General features: G+C 68.8%; 23 protein-coding genes and 4 pseudogenes. 14 read left to right on the plus strand and 13 right to left on the minus strand.

Features of this window, described 5'->3' with window-relative positions:
* Window positions 1-446: 446 nt before the first annotated feature.
* The 5 genes from OG534_RS38165 (at window position 447) to OG534_RS38185 (ending at window position 4,529) form a co-directional block, all read left to right on the plus strand.
* Complete coding sequence (locus tag OG534_RS38165; RefSeq protein WP_326594257.1) at window positions 447-1,550, plus strand: bifunctional DNA primase/polymerase; 1,104 nt, start codon at window positions 447-449, stop codon at window positions 1,548-1,550.
* Window positions 1,547-3,064 carry a DNA primase family protein gene (locus OG534_RS38170; protein ID WP_326594258.1) on the plus strand — a complete coding sequence of 506 codons (1,518 nt, stop codon included), beginning with the start codon at window positions 1,547-1,549 and terminating at the stop codon, window positions 3,062-3,064. The genes OG534_RS38165 and OG534_RS38170 overlap by 4 nt, the downstream gene beginning before the upstream one ends.
* A complete protein-coding gene (locus OG534_RS38175; protein ID WP_326594259.1) occupies window positions 3,061-3,435 on the plus strand; it encodes a DUF6009 family protein in 375 nt (124 codons plus the stop codon). Before OG534_RS38170 ends, OG534_RS38175 begins: the two co-directional genes overlap by 4 nt.
* A gap of 523 nt (window positions 3,436-3,958) precedes the next feature.
* Entirely contained in the window at window positions 3,959-4,249 is a 291-nt protein-coding gene (locus OG534_RS38180; protein WP_326594261.1) for a hypothetical protein, read from the plus strand.
* A gap of 103 nt (window positions 4,250-4,352) precedes the next feature.
* A complete protein-coding gene (locus OG534_RS38185) occupies window positions 4,353-4,529 on the plus strand; it encodes a hypothetical protein (RefSeq protein WP_326594263.1) in 177 nt (58 codons plus the stop codon).
* A gap of 231 nt (window positions 4,530-4,760) precedes the next feature.
* On the opposite strand, the gene OG534_RS38190 is transcribed toward OG534_RS38185, so the two are convergent.
* A complete protein-coding gene (locus OG534_RS38190; protein WP_326594264.1) occupies window positions 4,761-5,168 on the minus strand; it encodes a DUF3662 domain-containing protein in 408 nt (135 codons plus the stop codon).
* Between the two features lie 380 nt (window positions 5,169-5,548).
* On the opposite strand from OG534_RS38190, the gene OG534_RS38195 reads away from it, so the two are divergent.
* A complete protein-coding gene (locus OG534_RS38195) occupies window positions 5,549-6,073 on the plus strand; it encodes a DUF1877 domain-containing protein (protein WP_326594266.1) in 525 nt (174 codons plus the stop codon).
* A gap of 135 nt (window positions 6,074-6,208) precedes the next feature.
* On the opposite strand, the gene OG534_RS38200 is transcribed toward OG534_RS38195, so the two are convergent.
* Window positions 6,209-6,985 carry a MerR family transcriptional regulator gene (locus OG534_RS38200; RefSeq protein ID WP_326594268.1) on the minus strand — a complete coding sequence of 259 codons (777 nt, stop codon included), beginning with the start codon at window positions 6,983-6,985 and terminating at the stop codon, window positions 6,209-6,211.
* A gap of 292 nt (window positions 6,986-7,277) precedes the next feature.
* On the opposite strand from OG534_RS38200, the gene OG534_RS38205 reads away from it, so the two are divergent.
* Window positions 7,278-8,504 carry a serine hydrolase domain-containing protein gene (locus tag OG534_RS38205; protein WP_326594270.1) on the plus strand — a complete coding sequence of 409 codons (1,227 nt, stop codon included), beginning with the start codon at window positions 7,278-7,280 and terminating at the stop codon, window positions 8,502-8,504.
* A 65-nt stretch (window positions 8,505-8,569) separates the two neighbouring features.
* Here OG534_RS38205 and OG534_RS38210 read toward each other — a convergent pair.
* Window positions 8,570-8,855 (minus strand): annotated as a pseudogene (locus tag OG534_RS38210) (Tn3 family transposase); the annotation flags it as partial.
* A 79-nt stretch (window positions 8,856-8,934) separates the two neighbouring features.
* Between OG534_RS38210 and OG534_RS38215 the strand changes: the two are divergent.
* From OG534_RS38215 to OG534_RS38240, 6 genes and pseudogenes are all read left to right on the plus strand, one after another.
* A pseudogene (locus OG534_RS38215) lies at window positions 8,935-9,048 on the plus strand (HNH endonuclease); the annotation flags it as partial.
* Window positions 9,049-9,219: 171 nt separating this feature from the next.
* Complete coding sequence (locus OG534_RS38220; RefSeq protein WP_326594271.1) at window positions 9,220-9,471, plus strand: hypothetical protein; 252 nt, start codon at window positions 9,220-9,222, stop codon at window positions 9,469-9,471.
* A gap of 564 nt (window positions 9,472-10,035) precedes the next feature.
* Entirely contained in the window at window positions 10,036-10,584 is a 549-nt protein-coding gene (locus OG534_RS38225; RefSeq protein ID WP_326594273.1) for a TetR/AcrR family transcriptional regulator, read from the plus strand.
* Between the two features lie 383 nt (window positions 10,585-10,967).
* Window positions 10,968-11,234, plus strand: a complete 267-nt coding sequence (locus tag OG534_RS38230; protein ID WP_326594275.1) for a hypothetical protein — start codon at window positions 10,968-10,970, stop codon at window positions 11,232-11,234.
* 210 nt (window positions 11,235-11,444) lie between these two features.
* Window positions 11,445-12,350 (plus strand): prolipoprotein diacylglyceryl transferase, encoded by a 906-nt coding sequence (lgt, locus tag OG534_RS38235; RefSeq protein ID WP_326594276.1) that lies wholly within the window; start codon window positions 11,445-11,447, stop codon window positions 12,348-12,350.
* Window positions 12,351-12,561: 211 nt separating this feature from the next.
* Window positions 12,562-12,849 (plus strand): annotated as a pseudogene (locus OG534_RS38240) (HNH endonuclease); the annotation flags it as partial.
* A 213-nt stretch (window positions 12,850-13,062) separates the two neighbouring features.
* Here OG534_RS38240 and OG534_RS38245 read toward each other — a convergent pair.
* The 4 genes from OG534_RS38245 to OG534_RS38260 form a co-directional block, all read right to left on the minus strand.
* The gene (locus OG534_RS38245) at window positions 13,063-13,275 is read right to left on the minus strand and encodes a hypothetical protein (protein WP_326594277.1); all 213 of its coding nucleotides are present in this window, start codon (window positions 13,273-13,275) and stop codon (window positions 13,063-13,065) included.
* 58 nt (window positions 13,276-13,333) lie between these two features.
* Window positions 13,334-15,184, minus strand: coding sequence for a hypothetical protein (locus tag OG534_RS38250; protein ID WP_326594279.1), 1,851 nt, complete (start codon window positions 15,182-15,184; stop codon window positions 13,334-13,336).
* Window positions 15,185-15,342: 158 nt separating this feature from the next.
* Window positions 15,343-15,627 carry a hypothetical protein gene (locus tag OG534_RS38255; RefSeq protein WP_326594281.1) on the minus strand — a complete coding sequence of 95 codons (285 nt, stop codon included), beginning with the start codon at window positions 15,625-15,627 and terminating at the stop codon, window positions 15,343-15,345.
* A gap of 265 nt (window positions 15,628-15,892) precedes the next feature.
* Entirely contained in the window at window positions 15,893-16,912 is a 1,020-nt protein-coding gene (locus OG534_RS38260; RefSeq protein WP_326594282.1) for a hypothetical protein, read from the minus strand.
* A gap of 564 nt (window positions 16,913-17,476) precedes the next feature.
* Between OG534_RS38260 and OG534_RS38265 the strand changes: the two genes are divergently transcribed.
* Window positions 17,477-17,671 carry a hypothetical protein gene (locus OG534_RS38265; protein WP_326594283.1) on the plus strand — a complete coding sequence of 65 codons (195 nt, stop codon included), beginning with the start codon at window positions 17,477-17,479 and terminating at the stop codon, window positions 17,669-17,671.
* Between the two features lie 183 nt (window positions 17,672-17,854).
* On the opposite strand, the gene OG534_RS38270 is transcribed toward OG534_RS38265, so the two are convergent.
* The 6 genes and pseudogenes from OG534_RS38270 to OG534_RS38905 form a co-directional block, all read right to left on the minus strand.
* Window positions 17,855-18,457, minus strand: a complete 603-nt coding sequence (locus tag OG534_RS38270) for a hypothetical protein (RefSeq protein ID WP_326594284.1) — start codon at window positions 18,455-18,457, stop codon at window positions 17,855-17,857.
* Between the two features lie 92 nt (window positions 18,458-18,549).
* Window positions 18,550-19,857 (minus strand): helix-turn-helix domain-containing protein, encoded by a 1,308-nt coding sequence (locus OG534_RS38275; RefSeq protein ID WP_326594286.1) that lies wholly within the window; start codon window positions 19,855-19,857, stop codon window positions 18,550-18,552.
* A gap of 536 nt (window positions 19,858-20,393) precedes the next feature.
* Complete coding sequence (locus tag OG534_RS38280; protein WP_326594288.1) at window positions 20,394-21,017, minus strand: hypothetical protein; 624 nt, start codon at window positions 21,015-21,017, stop codon at window positions 20,394-20,396.
* 167 nt (window positions 21,018-21,184) lie between these two features.
* Window positions 21,185-21,619, minus strand: coding sequence for a multinuclear nonheme iron-dependent oxidase (locus OG534_RS38290; protein WP_326594290.1), 435 nt, complete (start codon window positions 21,617-21,619; stop codon window positions 21,185-21,187).
* A gap of 81 nt (window positions 21,620-21,700) precedes the next feature.
* Entirely contained in the window at window positions 21,701-22,837 is a 1,137-nt protein-coding gene (locus OG534_RS38295; protein WP_442807281.1) for a TIGR04222 domain-containing membrane protein, read from the minus strand.
* Window positions 22,829-22,988 (minus strand): annotated as a pseudogene (locus OG534_RS38905) (peptidase inhibitor family I36 protein); the annotation flags it as partial. The pseudogene OG534_RS38905 and the gene OG534_RS38295, both read right to left, overlap by 9 nt.
* Between the last annotated feature and the right edge of the window lie 88 nt (window positions 22,989-23,076).

A 23,076-nucleotide genomic window follows, 5' to 3' on the forward strand; every position in this document is an offset into this window, starting at 1 on the left:
TGCTCTTAGCGGCCGCGGTGCGCATGCTGGCCTCGGTGTCATGGTCGAGGAGCGACCTTGCAGCGTTCAGTCGCTGCCTGAGTCGCTACAGAAAACTGCAGGTCAGAGCACGTTTGTACACTCAGGCAGCGACTGAAGCGACTCAACTTCTTATATATGAAGACATTCCTGTGTGCGCGTGTGCGTTATATATAGGGAGCTTCAGTCGCTTCAGTCGCTGTTGGGAGCATCTCAGGCTTTTGACCTGCGGTTTCTATGCGAGCGACTCAAAGCGACGGAAGCGGTTAAGTCGCTCCGCTCTTCCCGTCAGTCGCTTCCGAGCTCCCTCCGGGTCGAAAGGCGACACGCCGGGCCAGACGGCCCCGACACACTGCGCACGGTTCCTGGCTAACTTCGCTAGGCTGTGTTCGTTGTTGAGTCGCTTCAGTCGCTGTGAGGGGAAGTAGATGCCTTCTGAGCTGCGGTTTTCTCGCAGCGACTCAGGGCAGTCGACCTCTGAGCGCTCGGTCGCTGGTCTGAGGCTGGCCCGGTGGTGTGCCAGTAACGGCTGGCCCGTCCACCCCCTTGCTCCTGGTCGCAAAACGCCCACCGCAAATTGCGGAGACTGCGCTGAACCGGGCCACACCCACACCAACTGCCCTTGCCTGCCGGCTGGCCGGTGGTGTCACGGTTTCCATGCAGCGACCCTGGACTACTCCCGTATCGAGCAGTGGTGGACCACCAACCCGGCCCTGGGCGTCGGCGTTGCCTGCGGACCCGCGGACCTTGTCGTCATCGACATCGATGCGCACACGAGTGAACTGCCGTCCCGGGACCGGCTCCTTCCGGGGATCCCCGTCGGGGACGCTGTCGATCTGCGAGGCCTGCGAACGGGCTTTCACTCTCTGGCTGTGCTGGCGGCTCTCCGCGGTGAGACCTCGCCGGCCGATGACGACTCGACCCTTCGTGTGCGGACGCCTTCGGGCGGCATGCACGTCTGGTACCGGGCCACCGACGGACGTCAGTGGCAGTGCTCGACGGGATCCGGAAAGAGGGCTCTCGCCTGGCAGGTCGATGTCCGTGCGCATGGCGGATACATCGTCGCGCCCGGTACCAGCACCCCCGCCGGCACGTACAAGCCGCTGGGGCAGGTACGTCAGCCTGCCCCTCTCCCCGCATGGCTGGCTCAGGAACTCCAGCGGACCGGTCACCTGCCCGCCCCCCACATTCCCGCCCCCCGCCCTGTGCCACCACGTGCCCGACAGGCCGTGCTCGCGGCCGGCGGCGGCCAGGACAAGACCTCACGCCTCCTTACCGCCCTCCTCGCCGAGGTCGCATCGTGCGCCCACGTCGCCGAAGGCGCCGGCTTCACCGAGAAACTCAACAGGGCCGCGTACAGCTTGGGCGGGCTCGTCGCGGCAGGCCATCTCACCGACTCCGCCGCCCAGGAAGCCCTGAGGGAAGCCGCCACGGCAGCCCGTCCCGGCCAGGAGCAGCGCTCGGCCCAGATCATCCGCAGCGGCATGGCCGCCGGCGCCCAGCGCCCCCTGCACCTTGGAGGCCGCCGGTGAGCCCCGCACCCGAAACCGACGGCTACCTCTTCGACTTCGACCCCGAGGCCGTCGCCGCGCAGATCCTTGCCCAGGCCCCGCCGCCGCCCCTGCCTGCACAGGGCGGCGAACGGGCGCACCTGGATCACGCGACTCCCTCCGGGCTCCTGCCCGACACCCTCAGTGACCGCGGGAACGCGAAGCTCTTCGTCCGTCTGTACGCGGGGGACTACCGCCACGTCCCGGGCCTTGGCTGGTACCGCTGGGACACGACCCGCTGGCAGGTCGACGAGGACGACACGGTCGTCTGGGCCGCCGGGGATCTGGCCGAAGCCATCGCAACGACCGACCCCCGCGGCATCCACAGCAACCAGTCGCTGCAGAAGCACCGCCGCAGGGCTCTGAGCACCTCAGGTATGAACGCGATGCTCACCCAGGCCAAGTCGGCCCCCGGCATGGTCCTGCGGGCCGAGCTCCTCGACGCCGACCCGTACGCCCTGTGCACGCCCGCGGGCATCGTCGACCTCTACACCGGACTCATCCGGGCGCCCAAGCCCGACAAGGACTTCCACTCCCGCTCGACCTCCACCGGCCCCAAGCAGCAGCCCACTCCCCGCTGGGAACGGTTCCTCACCGACACCTTCGGCGCCGATGCCGAAGGCCGGGAGATGATCGACTTCCTGCACCTGATGCTCGGCTACTCCATCACCGGAGACGTCGGCGCCCAGGTCATGCCCTTCCTCTTCGGAGCTGGCAAGAACGGCAAGTCCGTTCTCCTCGACGTCCTCATGAAGCTCCTGGGCGACTATGCTGACGCCGCCCCGCCCGGCTTCCTGATGGCCCGCACTTTCGACGGCCACCCCACCGAACTCGCCGAGCTCCACGGCCGGCGCGTCATCGTCTGCTCCGAGGTCAAGCCCGGCGACAAGTTCGACGAAGCCCGCGTCAAACTCCTCACCGGCGGCGACCGGATCAAGGCCCGCCGGATGCGCCAGGACTTCTTCTCCTTCGCCCCCACCCACAAGCTCTGGCTCATCGGCAACCATCGCCCTGAGGTCGGCACCGGAGGCTTCGCCTTCTGGCGCCGCATGCGGCTGGTCCCCTTCGAGAAGGTCGTCTCCGACGACCGGAAGATCGACAACCTCGCCGACATCCTCGTCACCGAGGAAGGCCCCGGCATCCTCGCGTGGCTCATCGACGGCGCACGCCGCTACCTTGCCGGTGAGAAGGACCTCACCGGCCCCGCCCCGGTCCGGATCGCCACCACCGCGTACGCGGAAACCGAAGACCACACCGGCCGCTTCTTCGAAGAATGCTGTACCTTCCACGCCGACCACAGGGCCGAACAAGCCCGCCTCTACAGCGTCTACCGCACCTGGTGTCAGAATGAAGGCGCGCCCACCATCTCCTCCCGCGCCTTCGCGGCGCGGGCCCGCGAGCTCGTAGGCCTCGCATCACCCAAAGAAATGATCTTGTCCAACTCGAAGAAGTACTACCCCGGCATCGGACTGCTCGCAGAGGAGGAGAACGCATGAGCTCCCTCATCTCCGACGACGAGATCCACCACGAAATTGACCTGATCTGGCTCGAAGACGTCACCGAACTCGACTACGTTCGCCAGTCCCTTGACCGGCTCCCCACCCGCCGAGGCAAACCCGCCTACCACCGCGACGGCCGCCTCGTCGGCTACGCCCAGCTGGGGCCGCAGGCAAAGCCATCCCGCTCCAGCGGGACCTTCCGCCGCCGCGTCTTCTGGCTCCTGCCGCACGACCGCGACACCGTCCCCGACGGCCTCTACGCCTCTGGAGCCCCGGCCGAAGCAGTCGACCCAACCACGCTGGCAGCTGGGAGCAAGGGCCGGAAGACCGAACGGTCGGAGAGGCCGGCGCAAGCGGCTGACGTCTAACGCTCCCCGACTTCGCGAGAACAGAACGTATGTGTGGCCTTCAGTCGCTTCAGTCGCTGATTTCGTGCCCGTAGGGCTGTGACCTGTAGCTTTTCACAAGCGACTGAAACGAGTGCGCTGCCGGAGGTTCCCCGCCGAGGACGCCGCCAGCGATTGTCGACCACCGAAACCATCTACCCCGCAATGCGTCGGATCCTGGACACCGTCATCAAGGCCAAGACCCCTGCGCACCTGAGGGAACCCGAGCCGTGATATTGCCAAGGCTGAACTTGGTCGACGCGCCCGGGCACCTTCACCCACAGCCCGGGGGCGTTCAGCGTCCACAAAGCCCTCAACGACGTCCACGAGGTGCTGAACGAAATGTCGGCGACCCGGACAAGGGCCGTGGCCGACGTCGACGCGCTCGTCCGATCAGCGCCGCCGCCTGCTGGAGTACGCAGCGCGCAGCGGCCGTTCCCCCACAGCGGGTCGACCGCAGACCTGAATTCAGGGCAGACTCGGAGTCGAGGGAAAGGGGCACACGATGACAGCACAGCCAATTCACGGGCACGAGCCGGAGCGGGTACCGCGCAACGCCGACGGCATCGGGGCCGCGCTGTCCGGGGAGCGCCGGATGGAGTTCTACCGGGAGCTGCTGGCTGCCGCGCCGGAGAAGGCGGAGAACGTCCTGCGGCGGTGGTGGCTGGAGGCGATGCTCGACACGGATCCGGAGGCAGACCGGCGTGCGGATGCCGCGTTGGCGGGCACGATGCCAACGGTCTCGCTCAGTGAGTTGATGACGCGACGCCAGGAGGCGGGCCTCCCCGTTGAATGACCCGTACGACGGTGGGCTTCCGTGCGAACTGTCGGAAGACGTCGCGCAGCTGATGATGGACCCTGCACTTCCACCGGAGGCGTTCGGCGCGCTCGTCGCTGCGATGGTCTCTGTCAGCGAGACCGCGGGGATGATCCCTGGAAGTACAGCGTCTGCGAGCCGGCCTCAGCAGCGACGCCTTGCCCTCGGCGAGGAGGGAGCGCTCGGCATCGCCGAGTACGTCATCGTGCTGGACGCCGACCCGCCCCACATCCTCATGACCCACGTCCTGCTGTACTGACCGCCCCGAGGGCCGGCGCTGCACCAGGTGCACGCCGAGCCGCGTGCGTACCCGCTGGAGGCGCGGTCGAATCACCCCGTACGGACCGTGCCCAGCGCGGAGAGCCAAGGTCGCCTTCAGCGCACGGCCGCGGCACGCAGTTCGGGTACCGGCGCGCTGTTGAGGCGGCCGGCCCAGCCAGGGATGGCCCGAGGTGTGTTGTCCGGGCAGGTTCGCGGCGGCGCCGCCGGGTTACGCGTCCGGAGCGCTCAGCGGCGCGGACGTGATGTGTGCCATGGCTGCACAGCGGACCTGGTAGCGGCCGTTGGGGACGTGTTCGGCCGCGGCGAGCCGCACGGTGAGCGGCCCGGCCCATTCGTACCCCTCGGACTGGCCATGGCGCTCTAACCGGTCGGTCAGCTCCTGCCCCACGACGGTGAGGTGCGGGCCGATCTCGGCGTACACGGGCGGAGGCAGCTCGACGGTGTACACGTTCGGCACCACGGTGCGGTGGGAGCTGCACACGACGGCCTGCTCGTCGCACGTTCGGAGCAGCGCCTCGACCACCTCCGCCTCGGCCGAATTACTGCCGAACAGCTTTTCCGCCAGTGCCTGCTCGGCCTGCTCGATCGCCCGCTCCCAGCCCTTCAGTGTGCCCATGAACCGCACCTGCCCGGGTTCCGCGACGTCACGCGCACGCGAGGGCGACGGACACGCCCGCCACCGCACGAGGGTGAAAGGCGATCGCCGAAGTCACCAGCCTGCTCGCGCCGGGCTGAGGCGGAGGCCCGGTACGGGGAATGTCATGCGACGTCATCTTTGACGGCCGTGCAGGTCAATGGTTGTACACATGGCCGTCCGCCGGGCAGATCCCGGTTCGGACGCGGCGTGTGGGCGGTCACGTATTTCCCCAGGCTTCGGGATCTGAGCGTCACGTAATTCCCCACCCCGCCGGTCACGAGTCCCCATGGGGGCGGTGACCGTGGGCGGCGCCCAGCCTGCAGCCGAAATCCGGTGGACGCGGTAGCGATACTGCTGTCATGGCCGTTACTCAGCAGCTCGCCCGCATCCCCGAGGGGTATCTCGCCGCCTGCCGTCAGTCCTCCAGCACGTCACCGGACCGCGATCCCCACTGGGATCCACCGGCGTACGACGTGCTGGACCTGGACTGGGCACCGGCACTGCTGGAACGCGTCGGCGAGGCGGCCGGACTCGAAGAGGTCCATCTCGATGCTCTGCGCCGGGCCACCGACGGCGACACTGCTCTGGACCTCGGCTTCCTCAACACTCACCCGCACGCCATAGCCCCCTTCGGAGCCGCGCCCACCGCCCTGGGCGTCTCTCAAGTGGCGTGCGTCTCCGAAGTGCTTGGCCAGATCGACATGCCCGCCCTTCTTGCCGCTCTGCCGGCCGACGACCGTGACGCCGGATCCTTGATCGGCCACGGAGCCGACCACATCACCGGCGGTATGAGGGCGTACCTGCTGGAGCACTTCAACGCCTTGTACGACTTTTACCTCGACGCAGCCAAGCGCCACCTGCTCGTCGTGCTCTGGTGGGACTGACCCGCGACCGACCAGGCGTCCCCACCACGACTACCTGGGGAATTACGTGACCGTCGGGATGGGGAATTACGTGACCGTCCACACGGCGGGATGAGGCGGGCGTTTTGCCGCAGTGCCGGGTCTGCCAGGCGGCCGTCACTGATGCGGAACGGCGATGCCGGCTGCGCGCAGGTTCGCCTCGACCAGCGTGTTCAACCGGGCGATGGACGGTGACTGGTCTTCCCGGTGGTGGTTGACCATTCCGTACCGGGAGGCGGCGTCGGGCTGGTTCCGAAACCCGGTCGGCATCGCCAGCAGCGCGCGGTTGGTCAGCAGCTTGTCGGACAGCGTGGACGCCAGCTCCTCGATCCGTGGGTCGTCCGGATCCCAGGCCCTCGCATCCCAACCGCGCTTGGTCAGCTCGACGGACTCGGGATCGTCAAGCGAATGTTCAAGCCGGGTCAGGAAGCTGTCGAAGATCTCAGGGACCAGTGCCCGGGCCAGCACCAGAGCCTCCCGTTGACCAGCCACGTAGTCGGGACTGAAGCCGAGTTCGGCGAGTCGGTCCAAGACTGCGCAGGCCCGGTCGGGCAGCAGTGCCCGGTCGCCGTGGTCGAGACGGTGCAGCCTGTCGCGGCGCGCGATCAGGTCGTCGATCCGTTCGGTGAGTTGGTGGTGGACGTCGTCCAGGGTGGCGGCGAACGTCTTGGGATCGGCGTCGAGCAGGTCACCGATCTCGGCCAGCGGCACGCCGGCTGCGGCCAGGGTCCGGACCTGGACCAGCCGGTACAGCTCGTCCGATTGGTAGCGGCGGTAGCCGGAACCGTCGCGTTCCGGCTCGGCGACCAGGCCGAGCCGGTGATAGTGCCGCACGGTCTTGATCGTGACACCGACGAACGCAGCCGCCTGACCGATCGTGAGCCCGTCTGCCATCGGCTCGGCGCACCTCCGGATCGTGGGCGGCCGCGGTCTCGCGCACCGCGTCGGCGACGGCCGGGAAGTCCGGATGATCACCGGGACGAGGATAGCGCGCACCAGTTCCAGCCCACCCCCTGCTGCCAAGAGGGACCGGGACGTCTGCAATCGGTGCCGGTCACCCCTTGATCCGTACAGGGGGTTGACCTTGACCTTGGGTCAAGGCTGCAGGCTCTTCACATGGCCGCTCGAAGGGCCAGGCAGCCACCAGGGCCGCCGTGAGAACCACACCATGAACAGGAGATTCATCATGGGAACAAGCAACAGCGGCTTCTCCGACGCAGGGCTGCGCCGACTGCGCGAGGTGCTGGCACAGCACGTCGAGTCCAAGAAGATTCCCGGCCTTGTCGCTCTCGTCAGCCATGGCGGCCGGACGCACGTCGAAGCGATCGGGACGATGCGTCATGACGGTGGCGCGCCGATGCGCCGGGACACGATCTTCCGGATGGCGTCCACGTCCAAACCGGTCACGATGGCGGCGGCGATGATCCTGCTCGACGAGTGTCGGCTGCGGCTGGACGACCCGGTGGATCAGTGGCTGCCCGAACTCGCCGACCGGCAGGTGCTGAAGCGGCCCGACGGACCGCTGGACGACACCGTGCCCGCACAGCGGCCGATCACCGTACGAGACCTGCTCACCTCCACGTTCGGGCTCGGAGTGGACTTCGAGTCGATGGCTTCCCCGATCAGGGCCGCGACCTTCGAGCGTCTCGACTACAGCGTGGCATCCGGGCCGGCGCCCGAGCCGGACGAGTGGATGCGCCGCCTCGGCGAGCTGCCGCTGCAGTACCAGCCCGGAGTGCGGTGGCAGTACGACCTCAGCAACGAGGTAGTCGGCGTGCTTGTCTCCAGGGTCACGGGACAGTCGTTGGAGGCGTTCCTGCGGACACGCATCCTCGATCCGCTGGGGATGAAGGACACCGCCTTCCACGTGCCCGCCGACAAGATCGACCGACTGCCGCCCCTGTACGGGCCCGACCCGCAGACCGGCGAGTTCGTCGTGTGGGACGAGGCGGCAGGGGGAAGGTCCAGCGTGCCTCCCGCGTTCCAGGGCGCTGGCGGCGGGCTGGTCTCCACCGCCGACGACTACCACGCCTACTTCCAGATGCTGCTGAACCACGGGATGCGCGGGAGTGAACGGATCTTGTCCCGGGCCGCCGTCGAGCTGATGACCACCAACCGTCTCTCGCCCGAGCAACTTGCCGCCCGAGACACCATGTTCAGCAACGTCGCCCACCTGTCGTCCGGCCAGGGGTCGAACGGTGGCTGGGGCTTCGGGATGGCGGTGCGCACACATCGCGGCGACTACGCGCCCATCGGCCAGTTCGGCTGGTTCGGCGGTACCGGCACCACCGCCTACGCAGACAGGACCAACCAGCTCACCGGAGTCCTGCTCACCCAGGTCGGACTGTCCACCCCGGATTCGCCGCGTGCCATGAACGACTTCTGGACCACGCTCTACCAGGCCATCGACTGACAACGACTACGACCGCTACTTTGCGGCTGGGGTCAGAGATGAGAGCCCGGGGCCAGCGCCGGGCGTCATTCCCCGTCGATGGCGTCCGGCTCACGCAACGGACGCAGGCCCCCCGGGGCAGGTGGGGGAGTTGGAAGGAGTACCGGCCGAGCATGTGATGTGGTGGCGGGCGAACGGGGAGAGGCGGGCCACGTCCTCGTCGAGGACATTGAATCCGTCCTCGCGCAGTTGAGTGACGGTGGCGTCCATGTACCTCGTGTTGAAGAGCACCAGGGCGTTGACGACCAGGCCGAGCGCGCCGATCTGGTCCTCCAAGCCTTCCTGGTAGCGCTGGTAGAGCTGTCCGGCCCGGCGGGAGATCGAGCGGCAGCGCTTCGCTTCCGTACGCGCCATGCGCGGCGCCACGGCGGGCCTGACCTGGACGGCATCGCGGTGCACCCTGACCGGCGGCAGCTGGTGGTCGTACTACGACGAGCAGACCGTCAATTCGGCCAACAGTTTGAACATTGACCACATGGTCCCCCTGGCCGAGGCGTGGGACTCGAAGTAGGCGGAGTTGTGTCGCCTGCATCATTCCGCCCGGCTCGGTGACCGCCGTTGACCTGGTCGAGAAGGTGCGGTCTGTAGCTCGTACAGGTGACGGTGAGGCCTTCTACCTCGGGAGATCCTGGTTAAACGCCAGGATGTTGCATCTGACGCAACCGTGGGAGCTGGTGTGGTTTCTGCCGATGTGCCGGGCGCGATCAGCCTGGTGGTGCCGGGTAACGTCCGGGCGCTGGACCCGGCTCCGGCGATGTTCGAGGCGATGCTGACGGGGTGGATGCGGCAGCAGCAGAGCCGCTTGCTGGCAAGGAAGACGATCGAAGACCGGCTGAGTCTGGTGCGCCGGTTCGCGCTGTTCAACGGCACGTACCCATGGGAGTGGACTCCGAGGCGGCGCGGGCAAGACGTCCGGTGGTCCAGCTGAGGTGCACCTGAACATGGACGGCGCATGCTCTACAGCGGTGCCGTCCTCGCCGACGCGGTCCGAATCGGCCCCCGTCTCCTGCCTCTGGCTCACAGCGCACAGTGGCGGCCGGGGACGCATGACCGAGGCTACGGGCTCGGTGCTGCGGTCAGGCGGAACTCGCCGATCGGGACTTCAGGTTCAGGCTCGGCCGGTCAGAGTTCGACAGGCTCCACCCTTGACGGCTAACGGCGTTAGCCGTAGCTTGACGCCAAGCCTAGCTAACGCTGTTAGCCAATTTCGATCGGTCGCGATGTGAGAGGGCCGCAGTGAACGCCGCTACAGCCAGCAGTACCCCGTTCGGCAGCGACCTGCCCCGTCCCCTCCGGGGTACACGGGAGGCGTCAGAGCTTTCGTCCGGGGCGTTGGCGGTCCCTGGGGAAGGGCACCAACCGCAAGCCGTTACCGCGCCCGTGTTCCTCGCTGGACGGGGCCCGTTTCCGCGGAACCCTGCACGGCGCACTGCTGGAATCCGATGTCCCACGCTGGCCGCATCCGGCATCGCGATCGCGCGGACGGCCTGCCATGGCTGACCGCGCGCAGCAGATCATGGCCGCTGCCCGGGAACTGCTAGACGCCGAAGGGCCGGATGCGTTGTCGATGCGGCGCATCGCCGAGCGTGTCGGTATCCGGGCGCCTTCTTTGTACAAGCACTTTCCTGACAAGGCCGCTGTCGAGGCCGGGCTCCAGGCCCAGGGGATGACCCAGTTGGCGGAGGAGCTGGAGGCTGCCGAAGCAGAGATCGGCGTCGAACCACCCCTGCTTGTGCTCGCCCGAGCCTACCGACGGCACGCGCTCGCCGGCCCGCACCTCTACCGCATCACCCACAGTCGGCCGCTCGCCCGCAACGCGCTCCCCGAGGGACTCGAAGATCGCGCAGCGACGCCGCTGGCCCACGCGGTGCGCGGCGACATCGACATCGCACGCTCGTTCTGGGCGTTCGCGCACGGCATGGTCGTGCTCGAACTCGACGGCCGCTTCCCGCCTGGCGCGGACCTGGATGCCGCATGGCGTACCGGCTGCGAGACGTTCGCCCAGGCGATCCGGAACAGGACCGGGGCAGACACCACATGACCACCGTTGCCAAGGGGCCTGTTACCGGAATCACCCCCAGCGCCGCCGGATACACACACGCTGCGGCATGGATCCTTGGGCTCGCCGCCGGGTGGGGAGCCACACCCGAGGTCGGTGACACATACGCCGGGATCACGACCGCGTACGCCGACCGGCCAGTCCATGCGCTGGCCCAGGCGCTGCTCGTTCACGGTGTGGCAGCTGTCTGCCTCGTGGTCGTCGGATCTGGACTGCTCGACTGAGCCCGCCATTCCGGCAACGATGCGGCTCGCCTGGCCGGATGGGCCGGCAGAGTCGCGGGCGCGCTCGCATCCCTGCAACTTGTCCTGGAACTGATCGCAGTACCTGGAGCTGATCCAGCGTCACCGGGCAGGAGCGGCGCAATGTTCGAGATGGTCCAGCGCGTGGACGGTGTCAAGATGCTCGCACTCGCCGCACTCGCGGCGGCTGCCTGCGCAGCCTGCCGCCACGGCACACTACTGCGGCGTTGGGAGGTCGTCATCGGCTGGGTCCTCGCGGCCACGATCACCGCGTCCGGCATGGGTTGCTTGCTCCTGTCCACTGCCTTGACCCCGACGGCACTCATTTCGTTGCCCTTGCTGCTGATCTGGATCGCCGCACTCGGCGCAGCCCTCAGGCACCGGCCCTGACCGCTCACTCGACCAGACGGGCGTCGCCGACATCGGCCGCCCCTCAGGCGGGAAAGCAGGAGCGTGTCCGGGAAGCGGCCCGGTTCGTGGGTGAGCCCGCTGCAAAGTGCGCCGTCGCCCGCAGGGCTTCTGATCAAGGACTCGTTCAGTGCACGCCTGATTGATCAGATGCTTACCAGTCCACTTGATTGAGACCTCTACGGAGTGACCATGGATCTTGCCTACCTTCCCAGTCCTTCGACCGGGGTCCTTCACCTCGGCCCGGTTCCGTTGAGGGCGTACGCCTTCTGCATCATCCTGGGCATATTCGTCGCCGTCTGGCTCGGCAACCGGCGCTGGGTCGCGCGGGGCGGGGACCAGGGCGTCATCGCAGACGTCACCCTCTGGGCAGTGCCGTTCGGCATCGCCGGGGGACGTCTGTACCACGTGGTCACCAGCCCCGACGCGTACTTCGGCGACCACGGCGAGCCGATCCGAGCCCTGTACGTGTGGGAAGGCGGGCTCGGCATCTGGGGCGCCATCGCCCTGGGCGGGGTCGGCGCGTGGATCGGCTGCCGCCGCCACCGCATCCCCTTCCCCGCCTTCGCGGACGCGGTCGCCCCCGGCATAGCCGTGGCCCAGGCGATCGGCCGCTGGGGCAACTGGTTCAACCAGGAACTCTACGGCCGCCCCACCACACTCTCCTGGGGCCTGGAGATCGACCGCGCGCACCGTCCGTCCACCATGCTCGACACCGCGACGTACCACCCCACCTTCCTCTACGAGTCCCTCTGGAACATCGGCGTCGCCGCACTGGTCCTCTGGGCGGCCCGCCGGTTCACGCTCGGTCACGGCAGGACCTTCGCCCTGTACGCCGCCGCCTACACGGTCGGCCGGTTCTGGACCGAATATCTGCGCATCGATACATCCCACACGTTCCTCGGCCTCCGTCTGAACGGCTGGACCTCGGTCGTGGTCTTCCTTGGCGCTATCACCTTCCTCGTCGTATCGGCCCGCCGCCACCCGGGCATCGAGGACGTGTCACGGTCAAAGGGCGAGGGCGGCTACGAGATGGCCGGCGAGCCGCGCCTGGGCGTCGCCGTCAAGGCAGGAGGAGCGACGCACGATGACACGTGAGACCACTGGCGCAACCAGGAGCACCGGGCCCAGGGCCCCACGGCTCGCCTGAGGCCTGCAACTCCTTGCCAAGTACCCCGGTGATGCCGGCGTGGGACGAACTCATCGGCTAGGTGGATGCCTTGCTGTAGGCGGCTCCGGGCAGGCGTACCAGACGGTGGATACGAGCATGCAGCGGAATACGGCACCCTTCGGATGACGCTCCCCGCCAGCTGGCGCTTCCGCCTGGACGGCGGCGCGTCGAGAGGCGTACGCGAACGACCAGGGCCAGCCGGCGTCCCTGGTCGCGGTGACGGCCCGTTCGAACCGGTCGAAGGCGGACCAGGACCCGGCGGAGTGGCTGCCGCCGTCGGCGGACGCGCTGTGCCGGTACGGCGCCGAGTGGACCGCGACCAAGCTCCGCTGGGGTCTCGCGGTCGATGAGCTGGAGCGGGACCGGCTGTGGGACATCGCGGCCGGCTGCGGCGGCACCGACGTGGAGTTCACCCCCGCCCCGTAGGTCTGGCCGAGGGCCGCCTTCCTGCCGGGTGGGATGGCGGCCCTTCATCATGCTCCGGAATCGGTCCCGAGACGGAGCGTCACCAGTGTCGGTAGTCGTGCCCCAGGGCAGGATTCGGCTGCCCAGGCCCTGGCCTGCTCAGATGTCGGAGGAGGCAGCTCTTCTGGTGAAGTCGTTGAAGGTGTGGGGGTTGCACTGCTGGCGTCAGAGGACTCAGCCGTGCTCGGCTGCTGGCTTGAGCAGTAGTTCGGCTTCGGCGGGGAAGCGGTCGAAGCCGCCTTCTTCCCATGCCACTGCCACGACCACTACCTCACCCTCGAGAGTGTCGGTCTGCCTCGTGAGTGCTCGCACCCTGCGCCACCGGCCCTCGTAGCCGATCACATCATCGCGGCGAAGGAAGGTGGCCGGCTTGGTCGGCAGGCTCATCCGCCGACTCTATGGCTCCGGGCGGCCGGCAGCCTGATACCCGCCGGGATGTCCTTCTTCAGCGGATGACGAAGGAGGAGCGTTCCGACGGCTCGGCGGCCTGTGTACTGGACGCCTGGGCGATGTAGGTGCCCGCAGGCACGAGGCGGGTGGCCGTGGGACAGGTAGAGCTGCTGGTGTGCTGGTCCCAGGTAAGTGTCGCCTTGACCAATTCATCATCCTCGAGACGGGCCCAGCGCGGTGTCGGTGACTCAGAGGCGCAGTCGGCGGAGTTCCACACGGTGTCGCCGGCAGTGTCCTTGATGGTGAGGGCCAGGGCGTGCTGGCCGATGTCGACGCGGCATGAGCCGCTCGCAAAGAAGTGATGCATGAGGATCATCTCGAAGCGGACGTTGCTGCCGGCATTGACGTCGGCGGTGGGGGCGAAGAAGACAACGCGGACTTCGTCGCTCGGGCAGGCGGGAAGTGCGAGTACTTCGGAAGTGCTGAGGGGCGCGGCGCTGGTGTCGAGCACGGGGGCCTTGGAGGGTGACGGTGCCGGTGTGGGTGAGGGGCTGGGCTTGGGTGAGGCGGTGGTTGTCGGTCGGTCGTTCCAGGGCAGGAGGGCGCCGGTGGTCGGGTCCCCCGGCCACCAGTACAGGAAGCCGGCGCAGGCCAGGATCGCGACGGCCAGACCGATGGTGCGCCCGCGTCGCCCACCAGGACCTGCAGCCGGGGCGTGGGGTGCAGGCGTCGGCTTGCGCCGCGGGGCTGACGCCGTGTTACCGGCGCGGGGTGCCACCGGCACACCGGCTTCCCTGCCGCTGCGCGTCGGCTCGGCGGCGGAACCTCCCCACGGCCCACGCGGCCGCTGCCCGCCGTACTGGGGGCTCGCGTTGCGCCGGGATGCAGCCCGGCCTCCTCCCGTCGGCGGAGCGGGCGAGGTGTGCCGGCGTTCACCTCCTGAGGGCTGGGCGGCGTTGCCCATATCACCGGTGGCCGGCGGCGTGGACGCCGGCCAGGCGTACGGGGGCCCGCCCGGGTCGGTCTGTGTTGCATCGGCTGCATCACTGCTGACCGTGGGCGAGGGGACCGGTGCGGCGTACTGGGGTTCACTTGCTCCGGCCTGTGTTGCGTCGTCCCCGTCGGCAGGGTGGGCCGTGCCGGCGGGGCGGGTCTCCTCCATCAGGAGCGCGACCTGGCGGCGCAGGACCTGCACTTCCTGGTTCAGGGTCTTCAAGTCGGCACGGGCCGAGGCGAGGTCGGCTTCGAGATCGCGGGTGTACGTCTTGGCGTGCTCGAGCTGGCCCTGCTGCCGCACCACCAGCTCGGCCAAAGGCGTCCGCCCGGACTTCTCCTCCTGAAGGCGTGCTGTGACGGTTCCCAGGCTCTCCTCCAGCAAGCTGATCTCGTCCGCGGCGGAGGCCAGCGTGCGGGACAGCTCCTCCACGCGCGCGTTCTCCACGGCCTTCTGCGCGGCCAGCGCATCGGCGAGCTGCTCCCGGCCGCGCACCAGCGCGTCCCGCTGATTGCGCAGCTGGTGGTGCTCCTCGCTGAACTGCGCGCGGAGTCGATTCATCTGCCTGCGCAGAGCAGCGATGCGATCGTTGAGGCGATCGGTCTCGTTCTGGTCCCCCAGCTTCTGTGCGGTCTGCCGTAAGGCGTGGACGCTCTCCACCTGCTCCTTGGTGACCTGTACCCCCAGTGAGGCGAGGTACTTGACCATGTTGTCGACGAACAGGCGTGGTGCCACGATCTTTGCGTTGAAGTAGCGGGAGACCGTCGCGGCGTCCCGTTTCAGCACCTTCGCCAACGTACGCTGCGACGAACCCCGCTCGAGCGCTGGCTCGAACAGCGACTTCAGCGCCTCCCCGTAACGCTCAGCGGCCCTGCGGGCCTCATCCCGACGCGCCTGCTCGTCCGTCGCCACGCCGTGTCCCCCTTGCAGCCTCTTCCCCCGGATCTCGCATTGTGGCCCACTCCGATATCCGCCGGAGTCGGAATTCGGCATCCGCTGTCCAGCCATAGACGGCGCCGCGTACGTGGCCTTGGCGAACCGCCAAGGCCACGTACGCCGGCAAGTCCCCTCTACCCCTCGCCGCCCCGGCGACCGAGCCGCCGTTCCCTCCTCGCACCACGGAGCTTCGCCCGCGCGTCACGCAGTTCCCGGCGGCGCAGGAGGTAGGCGCGCCGTCCCTCCCACCATGCCAGCCGATCCGCCGAATCCTGGGGAAACACCGCCTGCACACCGCCCAGCCCCAGACTCAGGGCAAGGCACGCCACGATGACCCACGCGGGAGCGCCCATGAGCGCCTGCGCCAGCCCGCTTACCCCGCCCAGAATTCCGGGCACGAGGTTCTGCGCGAGAGCCATGACGATTCCCCTTCCCGGCCTCCCCCCGCGGGCGGCCGGAAAGTACGCTTTATGGTGCGTTTTCCTCAATCCAGTGTTGCAGGCGATGCGCAACCATCAATTCCGGCACCGCTTGCTGGGTATCGGAGGTTGCCGGTGGCCCGGACACCGCGAGGGCATACGCAGCCGCCCGTCCTGGAAAACAGGACGGGCGGCGTAGTGTCGGATCTGGTTGGAATCGAGTGAGTGGAAATGACCGCCGCCCGTATGCGGTGGCGGAACTTCCTCAGCTATTCCGGATCCATGTGGGGCAGATGGATGTGCCGTCATTGCACGGAAGTCTGTCAAATTCTTCCGCCCATTGGGTCCCGTCCTCCTTCGCAATTCCAGCCAGGGCCGGATGGAGGGCAATGGAGTATCCGGAGACGGACAGGGCGGTGCACCCGATGAGCAGGGCAACCGACGGGAGGGCGATGCGGTTCCTGCGAAGGAACCACTTGTAGGTAAGCCAGAGAACCCCGGAGCCGACGACAGCGAACACGAGACCCGCGACCAGCGACGGACCTGGAAGCATCCCCGCGTTCATCGCCGAGTGAAAGAGGGCTCCGCAGAACCCCACGACCTGGGAGGGGACAACCAGACGCAGGACATGTTGGAGCACCCGGTCGGCCACAGTCGGCCGGTCGGGGATCGCTGCCGGCGTGTTGGTCGAGAGGTCCAGCAGGCTTGAGGAGTCGGGGTCGAACGTGGGCCTGGGCCTCCCCGGGCCGTAGATCCTCGGGTCGAACGGCCGGTAGTTCACCACTGCACCTACCAGGGGCCTGACCTGCGTTGCATCGCCCGCAACGCTTGGTTCGGAAGCCTCCTCCGAGAGCTGTCGGACCTGTCGGCGCAGGACTTTGACCTCTGCCCGGCGGCTCTCCAGCTCCTCCTCCTGCGCCTTGATGCGCAGGCCCTGCTCGACGATCAGAGCCTCGGATTCACGGATGTAGTTCGTGGCGTTGTCGAGCTGTCTGCGGAGCCGGGCGGTGGCTTCCTCCGCGCCCGATTCGGCTCGGTCGGCGCGTTCTGCTTCTGCCTGGCACTCCTCGGTCTTCTGGCGGAGGAGCTCTGCCGTGGATCTCTTCGCGCGCTCGATCTCGGCTTCGTGCTCTTTGAGACGGTCCGCCGTCTTGTGCACGGTTCCGCTGGCCCTCTGTGCCGCTTCCCGCAGTTTGGGCAGGTCTACCAGCAGGGACGCCTCGATCATGACGCCCTGGCTCTTGTAGAACTCGAGGATCTTCGCTACGTCTCCGCCCGTGGGCACATGACCTTTTTCTTTGCCCGAAAACCACCGGGACACGGTGGAGGTTGATCTATCGATCCCGGCGGCAAGTGCGGTCTGGGATATCCCACTCGCATCGTAGATCTTGTTGAGCGCCTGCGCGTAGTACTGGACTTCCGGTGGCGCTGGATCCTTTTTTTAGTCATGTCCCCTCCGTACGGTGAGCCGGGAGCAAGCAGCATAGCGGCCCGCAATGGAATGGATCGCGGCTGGGTGAATTTCCGGGCAAGCAGCGCGCTGAGCTGCTTCCTTGCCGATTTTGCAACGGTCAGAGTGGGGAGCTGCAAGGTTGGATCGACTCAGGAGAAAACGATGCTCAGGCATATTCATGCCGCCTCTTACATGCACACCGGGAGCGTGGAACAGTTCAGTGGACCGAGTCCCTGGACCATTTCGCTGGCTGTGACGTCCGGTGTGCTCGCGGCGCTGGTATTCGGTGTGCTTCACCGTGCTGACGTACCGCTCCCGCCCGCGCCGGCACCCAGGCCGTTTCAGGACGCCTTCATGCGTGGCGGGCAGGCGTTCTTCGGCGCGACAGCACTCAGCATGACTACCCTTCTGGCCTCGCCCCACAGCGCTTCTCTGCTCATCGCGCTCGTGGCGGTCGTGTGCGGGGTCGTCTACGGCTGCCTGGCTCACGGGGGCGCCACCCTGCGCGAGGCGATCTGGAAGGCGGCGAAGGCGTTCGCTTCCGTCGGCACCGTCTGCCACGCGTTCCTGGCGCTGTACTCCCAGCGCTGACCCCACCCCCCGGCTGCCGCCGGGCAGTCGGGGAACAACGGCGGGCCCCAACCCGGGCCCGCCGTTGTGCGTCTCTTCAGGGCGGAGGCTTCCGGACTGTTGGACGCAGCCGGGCGCGTGCACGGCAACCGGCGCTGCCGGCGTCGGACGCAGTGGGGGTGGCGGGGGTGGGGTCGGTGCTTGTCAGCACTCCGCGGACAGGGGGGTGTTCTTGTCGGGGCACGGATCGTCCACCCAGCCGTCGCCGTCCAGGTCGTCCTTCGGGTCGAGGAGCGAGCCCGGCGCCCCTGTCCCGTCCACCCACCCGCTGCTGCCGGGCCTGGGCGCATACCCGTCGCCTTTCCCGCCGTCACCGTCCATGGAAGCGGCGGCCATTACGGCCACTACGGCTATCACCGCCATCATGGCGACCGCTTTGAGGACCTGCAGCGCCGGGCGTTCGTCTTCCCCGCCCCCGTCCGTCCCCCGACCGGCCTGCCGGCCGGAGGCCGGTGGAGCGGGGGCGGCTTGAGAGGCCGCGGTCCGGGAGAGCCGGGCCTCCAGGGTTTGGGTGAGCACCGCTCCCGTGGAGAACTCGATGCTGACGGTGACAGCCGCCCCCCGGTCGCGGTACAGGCCCAGGATCCTGTCCCGTTGTATCTCCGCCTCCCGGATCGCACCGTGTCGCCAGGTCCGATCCGGGTGGCCGGGTACCGCACACCGCACGATGATGTCTTCGCTGCCCAAGACTGTGCCCTCCCACGTGGTTCCCCCGAGCCACCAAGTCTTCCTGCCCAGCTTGGTCATTGGCCACAGAGAGCCGTACGCGGGCGGGCACATCTACCGCACGCCGCCGACCGGACCGACAGGACCCAGCCGATGACGTCCGACCCCGCGCGCTACTTCCGCGCCCCGTCGGTGAGCTTGCCGAAGACCACAGCGGCCACCCACAGGAGGGCAGCGCACAGGAGCGAAGCGAGAACGGCTGCACCAGCCGGCAGTGCCCGCTCCACACGGGGGGCGAGCGCCGTGTGTCCCGGCAGAGGCTCCGGGAAGGGCTGCGGGGCCTGCTCATCATCTGCCCGGCGAGCAGAGGAGGCGGGCAGGCTGGCCGGGGCGGTCACGGGCGGTTCGTCGTCCGCGAGGGCGTCGGGGCCGGCAGGCAGCCCCTCACATCCCTCTGTGGGGACAGCTGCCCCTGCCGCCGCGTAGTGAAGATCGGCTGTACCGGTGCCGTAGCCCGTTGCATCGTGGAGGCCAACAGCCGCCCTCTGCGCTTCCCGAAGCCGCAGGACCGTCAGGTCGAGGTGACCTTGGTCGGGGTAGCGAGGAGAGGCCGAGCGTTCCGGGTACCCGCTCGGGCCGATCTCCGTGTCCTCGAAGTACTGCGGAATCGGTTCCCCCGGATGGACATCCGGATACCAGGACCCCGGCGAGGCTGCTGGGGCCAGGAGCGTCGTCCCGAGCGGGGCGGCAGGCCCGGCGTACGCCAGCACCGGGGCAGAGCCCGCCGCGGCGCAGACCCTCGCAGCCGCCACCGGCTCGAGGGCGGAGGCGGACGGAACCGGGATGTACACGTAGTACGGCATGGCCGGATGGGCGGGCTTCTCATCGAGGAGCCGGCGGTTCTGTTCGCTCAGGACGTCGAGCTCCGTCCGGAGCAGGTCGCCTCGCTTCTTCTGCTCTGCTACGTCCGTCTCCATGTTGCGGATGTAGCACTGTGCCTTGAGCAGGCTCTGGCTCTGCTCCGTGATCCGCTTCTGAAGGACCTGGCATGCGCGCTCCGCGCTCTGCGCGCGGGCCGCAGCCCGCTCGTGCGCGGCGAGCACACCGGGCACCTTTGCCTCAAGGTAGGCGAGCCGATCGGCTGTGCTTGCTGGGGCTCCGCTGTGGAAGAGCGCCCGGCCGCACAGCTCGTCCAGCTCTCCCCAGAACCCGTCGGGGAACGTGAAGGACCGCGCCTCGAGGAAAGCCCTGATGGCATGCAGCCCTGCCAGCGGGGCGACGCGCTTCCCGCTCAACCAGCGCGAGAAGACGGACGGCGATATCCCCATGGCCTCAGCCATCGCCACCTGGGTGCCGCCGGCGACCACCGCCCCGGCGGGGGCCGACGCAATGTCGGCCCCGCTTCCGAAGTAGCCGTCCGTGGCCTTTCGGAGCGCGGCCGCGTACGCGGCCACGGGCGTCCCCTCGGGTCCGTCCATCATTGCCTCTCCTACGGGAGCGCTGTTCCACCAGCGCGATTGCCCGATCTTCATCCAGGCAGCGACTTCTTCGAGAAGCCTCGCTGAGGCGGCCCCACCGGACCCCGGATTTTCCGGTAGTATCCGCCCCTTTCCTCTGCCGGAGGACACTCCCCGGACGTCGGAACGATGCGCAGGTCCGACTGCGCGCCGCCGCTTCCGCCACGTCGGAGCTGATCGCTCCAGCCGGCGGGCACGTTCGCACCCCGTCCCGTCCACATCGCTCCTAGCCCGAGCGGGTGACGGGATGGAAGTTGACGATGTACCTCCGTCGGCTTTCGCCGCCGATCCGAAACGGAGCCGCGTCAGACAGGACATGGGGTTGCCCCTTGTGCGGTGGCCCAGTTCGTGGACCGCGCGAAGGCGCGAGGTGTACGCGAACGACCAGGGTCAGCCAGCTTCCCAGTGACGGTGATGGCCCGGTCGAACCGGTCGAAGGCGGACCGGGATCCGGCGGAGTGGCTGCCGCCGTCCGCAGATGCGCCGTGCCGATCAGCACGTCAGAAGTTGATGAGGAGTCGACGGGCGAGGAGTCCGGGTGCGAGCAGGCCCGGCTCGCGGGGGAGCCGGCTCCGCGCAGCCGCCAGACCGGCAAGCGCCGAATGGCGGGCGGCCGGGTGCTCTCGGAGCTCGCCGACGAGGCGGCCCGGGCCGCCCGTGTCCATGTGGCCGCCGGAGTGGTCGGACGCGGCGCAGATCGTGACCACGACCGTGCGGTCGTTGCGCGTCTCGGCCGCGGTCGGGGCGGACGGCCGCACGGCTAGCTGTGCCCGAGGGTTCCCGAACCGCCCGTGCGGCCCCCGGACGCCGCCGCCAGCGGCGCCCCCGGCCTCGTCTGCGGAGCCGGGGCGCAGCCCCCAGCAGTGGTGGATCTCTACCGCGGGACCGGTGCTGGACTGGCGCTCTGGCGGTGGGATCCGTTGTGCCGACCTGTCCCGCCGTGCGGCCACACGGCCCTCCGGGGTCGGGCAGACTGCCACCACGACGGACGACGAGAAGACCGCCCTGCACACGACGGTGGCCTGCCCGGCGACCGGGTCGTAGACCAGGCCGGGGCAACCCAGTCCCGTGCGCTGCGCCCGGGACGGGGCCGAGAGGAAGGGCACGCAGCTGGTGGGGGACATCGACGACGCCTTGGACCGCGCGGACCGGGAAGGGTTCACGCGCGAGCCGCCAAGACGTTGAAGGGGCGGATCAACTTCCTGATGCGGTATGGCGCGTGAACGGATGCGGTGGCCCCTCGTCGTGGAACGGGCGCGGCAGATCGTGGACGGGTACGCGCCGCTCAAGGTCACGCTGCGGCAGGTGATGTACCGGCTCGTCTCCGAGGGCGTGCTGCCGCACACGCCGCCGATGTACCGGCACCTGTCCTCCCACCTCGCCAAGGCCCGCCGCGAGGGCCGCTTCCCCGACCTGATCGAGACCCTGCGCGAGGTCCACGTCCCGCCGGCCTGGCCGGACGCGGGCGCGTTCCTGCGCGAGAGCGTTGCAGGTGGCCGGCCTCCAGACCATCGGCACATACGAAGGCCAGGTGCTCGCTCACGAGCGGGGCCCCCACCGCCTCGGCGCAGTGCGCCAGGTGTGCCAGCCGGTGCGCGTCGGGACGTTGCGCCCCACCGAGGGAGAGGCTCACCCCGTGCGGGACCACCGATGTTCCGCGGGCCCGTATGCCCGGCAGGGAGACCGGCAGCTGACCGTGGGGCAGGCTCTCCGCGTTGACCTCCACGAAGTCGATGCCGGCAGCTGCTCGACGGTCAGATCAATCTCCGGCCGCCAGCCGATGCCGAGCCGGGGCGTCACCGGCCGCTCAGTCGCCGCCACAGTCACCGCCTCCTCCGCAGCCACCGGCTTCGCCCCCGCCGCAGGCGGCTCCGGCCTCGCCGGAACCGCCCCTGTCGGACCTGCCGTGCCCCACCACGGCCGCCTCCAGTTCGGGGTCGGACAGCTGGCCCACGCCCAGCAGAGCCACTCCGGCCAGTACCGGTTCGGTGCCGGGGAGCGCCGCAGAGGGAGCCCGCCGCAGGGACGCGAGGCGCTCGGCGCCGGCTGTGGTGCACCACAGCCGCCGCTTGGAGGTCCGGACAAGGAATACGATCACCGCGATGGACAGGAGGACCAGCAGACCTGCTGGGGTGAGCGCCCTGGCGGTGTGGTCCCCTGCCGCCGGGAAGCCGGACACCACAAGGACCGGGAGCAGGGCGGCCACGATGCGCCTGCGCCGCACGATGCGTGCGAGCACCGTCGGCTCGACGAGCAGTCCGGCCCGCACGAGAGTGGTACCGATGTCCCGGACCGCGCGGCTGCGCATCACAAGGCGGCAGAGGCGCTCCGCCGTCACGACGCCGCCGCGCCCGAGCGCTCCGACGAACTGCCCCTCCACCGCGTTGCGCGGTGCTCCCGGGACCCGGGTGACGTTGCCGTCCCGGGATATGTGCAGCCGGCCGTCACGTTGCATGGCGACCAGGACCGTGTGCGCGACGCGCCGGGGGCCGCCTGCGAGGAAGGCCGCTTCGAACAGCGCGTTGCCGAGGGCCGGGGCGGCTCGTGCGGCGGGCGCGGACGGACGTGGGTGCCGGGCTCGGCGGCTGGCTACGATGACGTGCGCCATCAATCCCGCGGCAGCAACGTACGTGAGGGCGAAGATCCAAGGTCCCAGGCCGTTCATGTCCGTCCCTTCGGTGCGCGCTGGCGGGAGTACGCCGAGGGTCGCGCTACAGCCCGAAGACGTGCTCCCTTCTCCCCCACCAGGGTCTTCCGATTCGGTTCGGGCGGCTATTCCCGGATTGTCGTGTCTTGACCGGTGTGGGACACGGCGGTAAGCGGGCTGGCCGTGCGGGCGGCGGCACGAGCTGTCCCCGGCCGCCGCGCATCGTGTCGTTGCGGGCAGGCCCCCGGCGGGCTGCGTCCGGCAGGGGCCTGGGCGGACCCGGCTACAGCAGCTCATGGCCCAGGTGTGGGAGTCGCCGTTGTCGTTGGCCGCGCCGTTGTAGCCGACCTCCTGGCCGGGAGCGAGGCAGATGGTCATGAGCCCGCCCCTGGCGTGCCCGGGAGTAGAACTTGACGTGGTCCTTGATGCCCGGACCGGAGATGCCGTGGAGTCCTCGGGTCCGAGTAGGACAGGAAACCGGTGTTGCTGTCAGAACTTTTGACAGGCTGCGATCCGGGCTTGGTCGTCCTGGGCCG

The sequence above is a fragment of the Streptomyces sp. NBC_01294 genome (assembly GCF_035917235.1).
Taxonomy (GTDB): Bacteria; Actinomycetota; Actinomycetes; order Streptomycetales; family Streptomycetaceae; genus Streptomyces; species Streptomyces caledonius.

Excerpts from the sequence above, each read along its gene's own strand:
- OG534_RS38185 (WP_326594263.1), top strand. The coding sequence starts at position 4,353 with ATGGTCTCTGTCAGCGAGACCGCGGGGATGATCCCTGGAAGTACAGCG.
- OG534_RS38205 (WP_326594270.1), top strand. The coding sequence starts at position 7,278 with ATGGGAACAAGCAACAGCGGCTTCTCCGACGCAGGGCTGCGCCGACTG.
- OG534_RS38265 (WP_326594283.1), top strand. The coding sequence starts at position 17,477 with ATGACTACCCTTCTGGCCTCGCCCCACAGCGCTTCTCTGCTCATCGCG.
- OG534_RS38190 (WP_326594264.1), bottom strand. The coding sequence starts at position 5,168 with ATGGGCACACTGAAGGGCTGGGAGCGGGCGATCGAGCAGGCCGAGCAG.
- OG534_RS38275 (WP_326594286.1), bottom strand. The coding sequence starts at position 19,857 with ATGATGGACGGACCCGAGGGGACGCCCGTGGCCGCGTACGCGGCCGCG.
- OG534_RS38230 (WP_326594275.1), top strand. The coding sequence starts at position 10,968 with ATGTTCGAGATGGTCCAGCGCGTGGACGGTGTCAAGATGCTCGCACTC.
- OG534_RS38180 (WP_326594261.1), top strand. The coding sequence starts at position 3,959 with ATGACAGCACAGCCAATTCACGGGCACGAGCCGGAGCGGGTACCGCGC.
- OG534_RS38195 (WP_326594266.1), top strand. The coding sequence starts at position 5,549 with ATGGCCGTTACTCAGCAGCTCGCCCGCATCCCCGAGGGGTATCTCGCC.
- OG534_RS38175 (WP_326594259.1), top strand. The coding sequence starts at position 3,061 with ATGAGCTCCCTCATCTCCGACGACGAGATCCACCACGAAATTGACCTG.
- OG534_RS38200 (WP_326594268.1), bottom strand. The coding sequence starts at position 6,985 with ATGGCAGACGGGCTCACGATCGGTCAGGCGGCTGCGTTCGTCGGTGTC.
- OG534_RS38245 (WP_326594277.1), bottom strand. The coding sequence starts at position 13,275 with ATGAGCCTGCCGACCAAGCCGGCCACCTTCCTTCGCCGCGATGATGTG.
- OG534_RS38270 (WP_326594284.1), bottom strand. The coding sequence starts at position 18,457 with ATGACCAAGCTGGGCAGGAAGACTTGGTGGCTCGGGGGAACCACGTGG.
- lgt (WP_326594276.1), top strand. The coding sequence starts at position 11,445 with ATGGATCTTGCCTACCTTCCCAGTCCTTCGACCGGGGTCCTTCACCTC.
- OG534_RS38165 (WP_326594257.1), top strand. The coding sequence starts at position 447 with ATGCCTTCTGAGCTGCGGTTTTCTCGCAGCGACTCAGGGCAGTCGACC.
- OG534_RS38280 (WP_326594288.1), bottom strand. The coding sequence starts at position 21,017 with ATGTCCCCCACCAGCTGCGTGCCCTTCCTCTCGGCCCCGTCCCGGGCG.
- OG534_RS38225 (WP_326594273.1), top strand. The coding sequence starts at position 10,036 with ATGGCTGACCGCGCGCAGCAGATCATGGCCGCTGCCCGGGAACTGCTA.
- OG534_RS38255 (WP_326594281.1), bottom strand. The coding sequence starts at position 15,627 with ATGGCTCTCGCGCAGAACCTCGTGCCCGGAATTCTGGGCGGGGTAAGC.
- OG534_RS38295 (WP_442807281.1), bottom strand. The coding sequence starts at position 22,837 with ATGAGCTGCTGTAGCCGGGTCCGCCCAGGCCCCTGCCGGACGCAGCCC.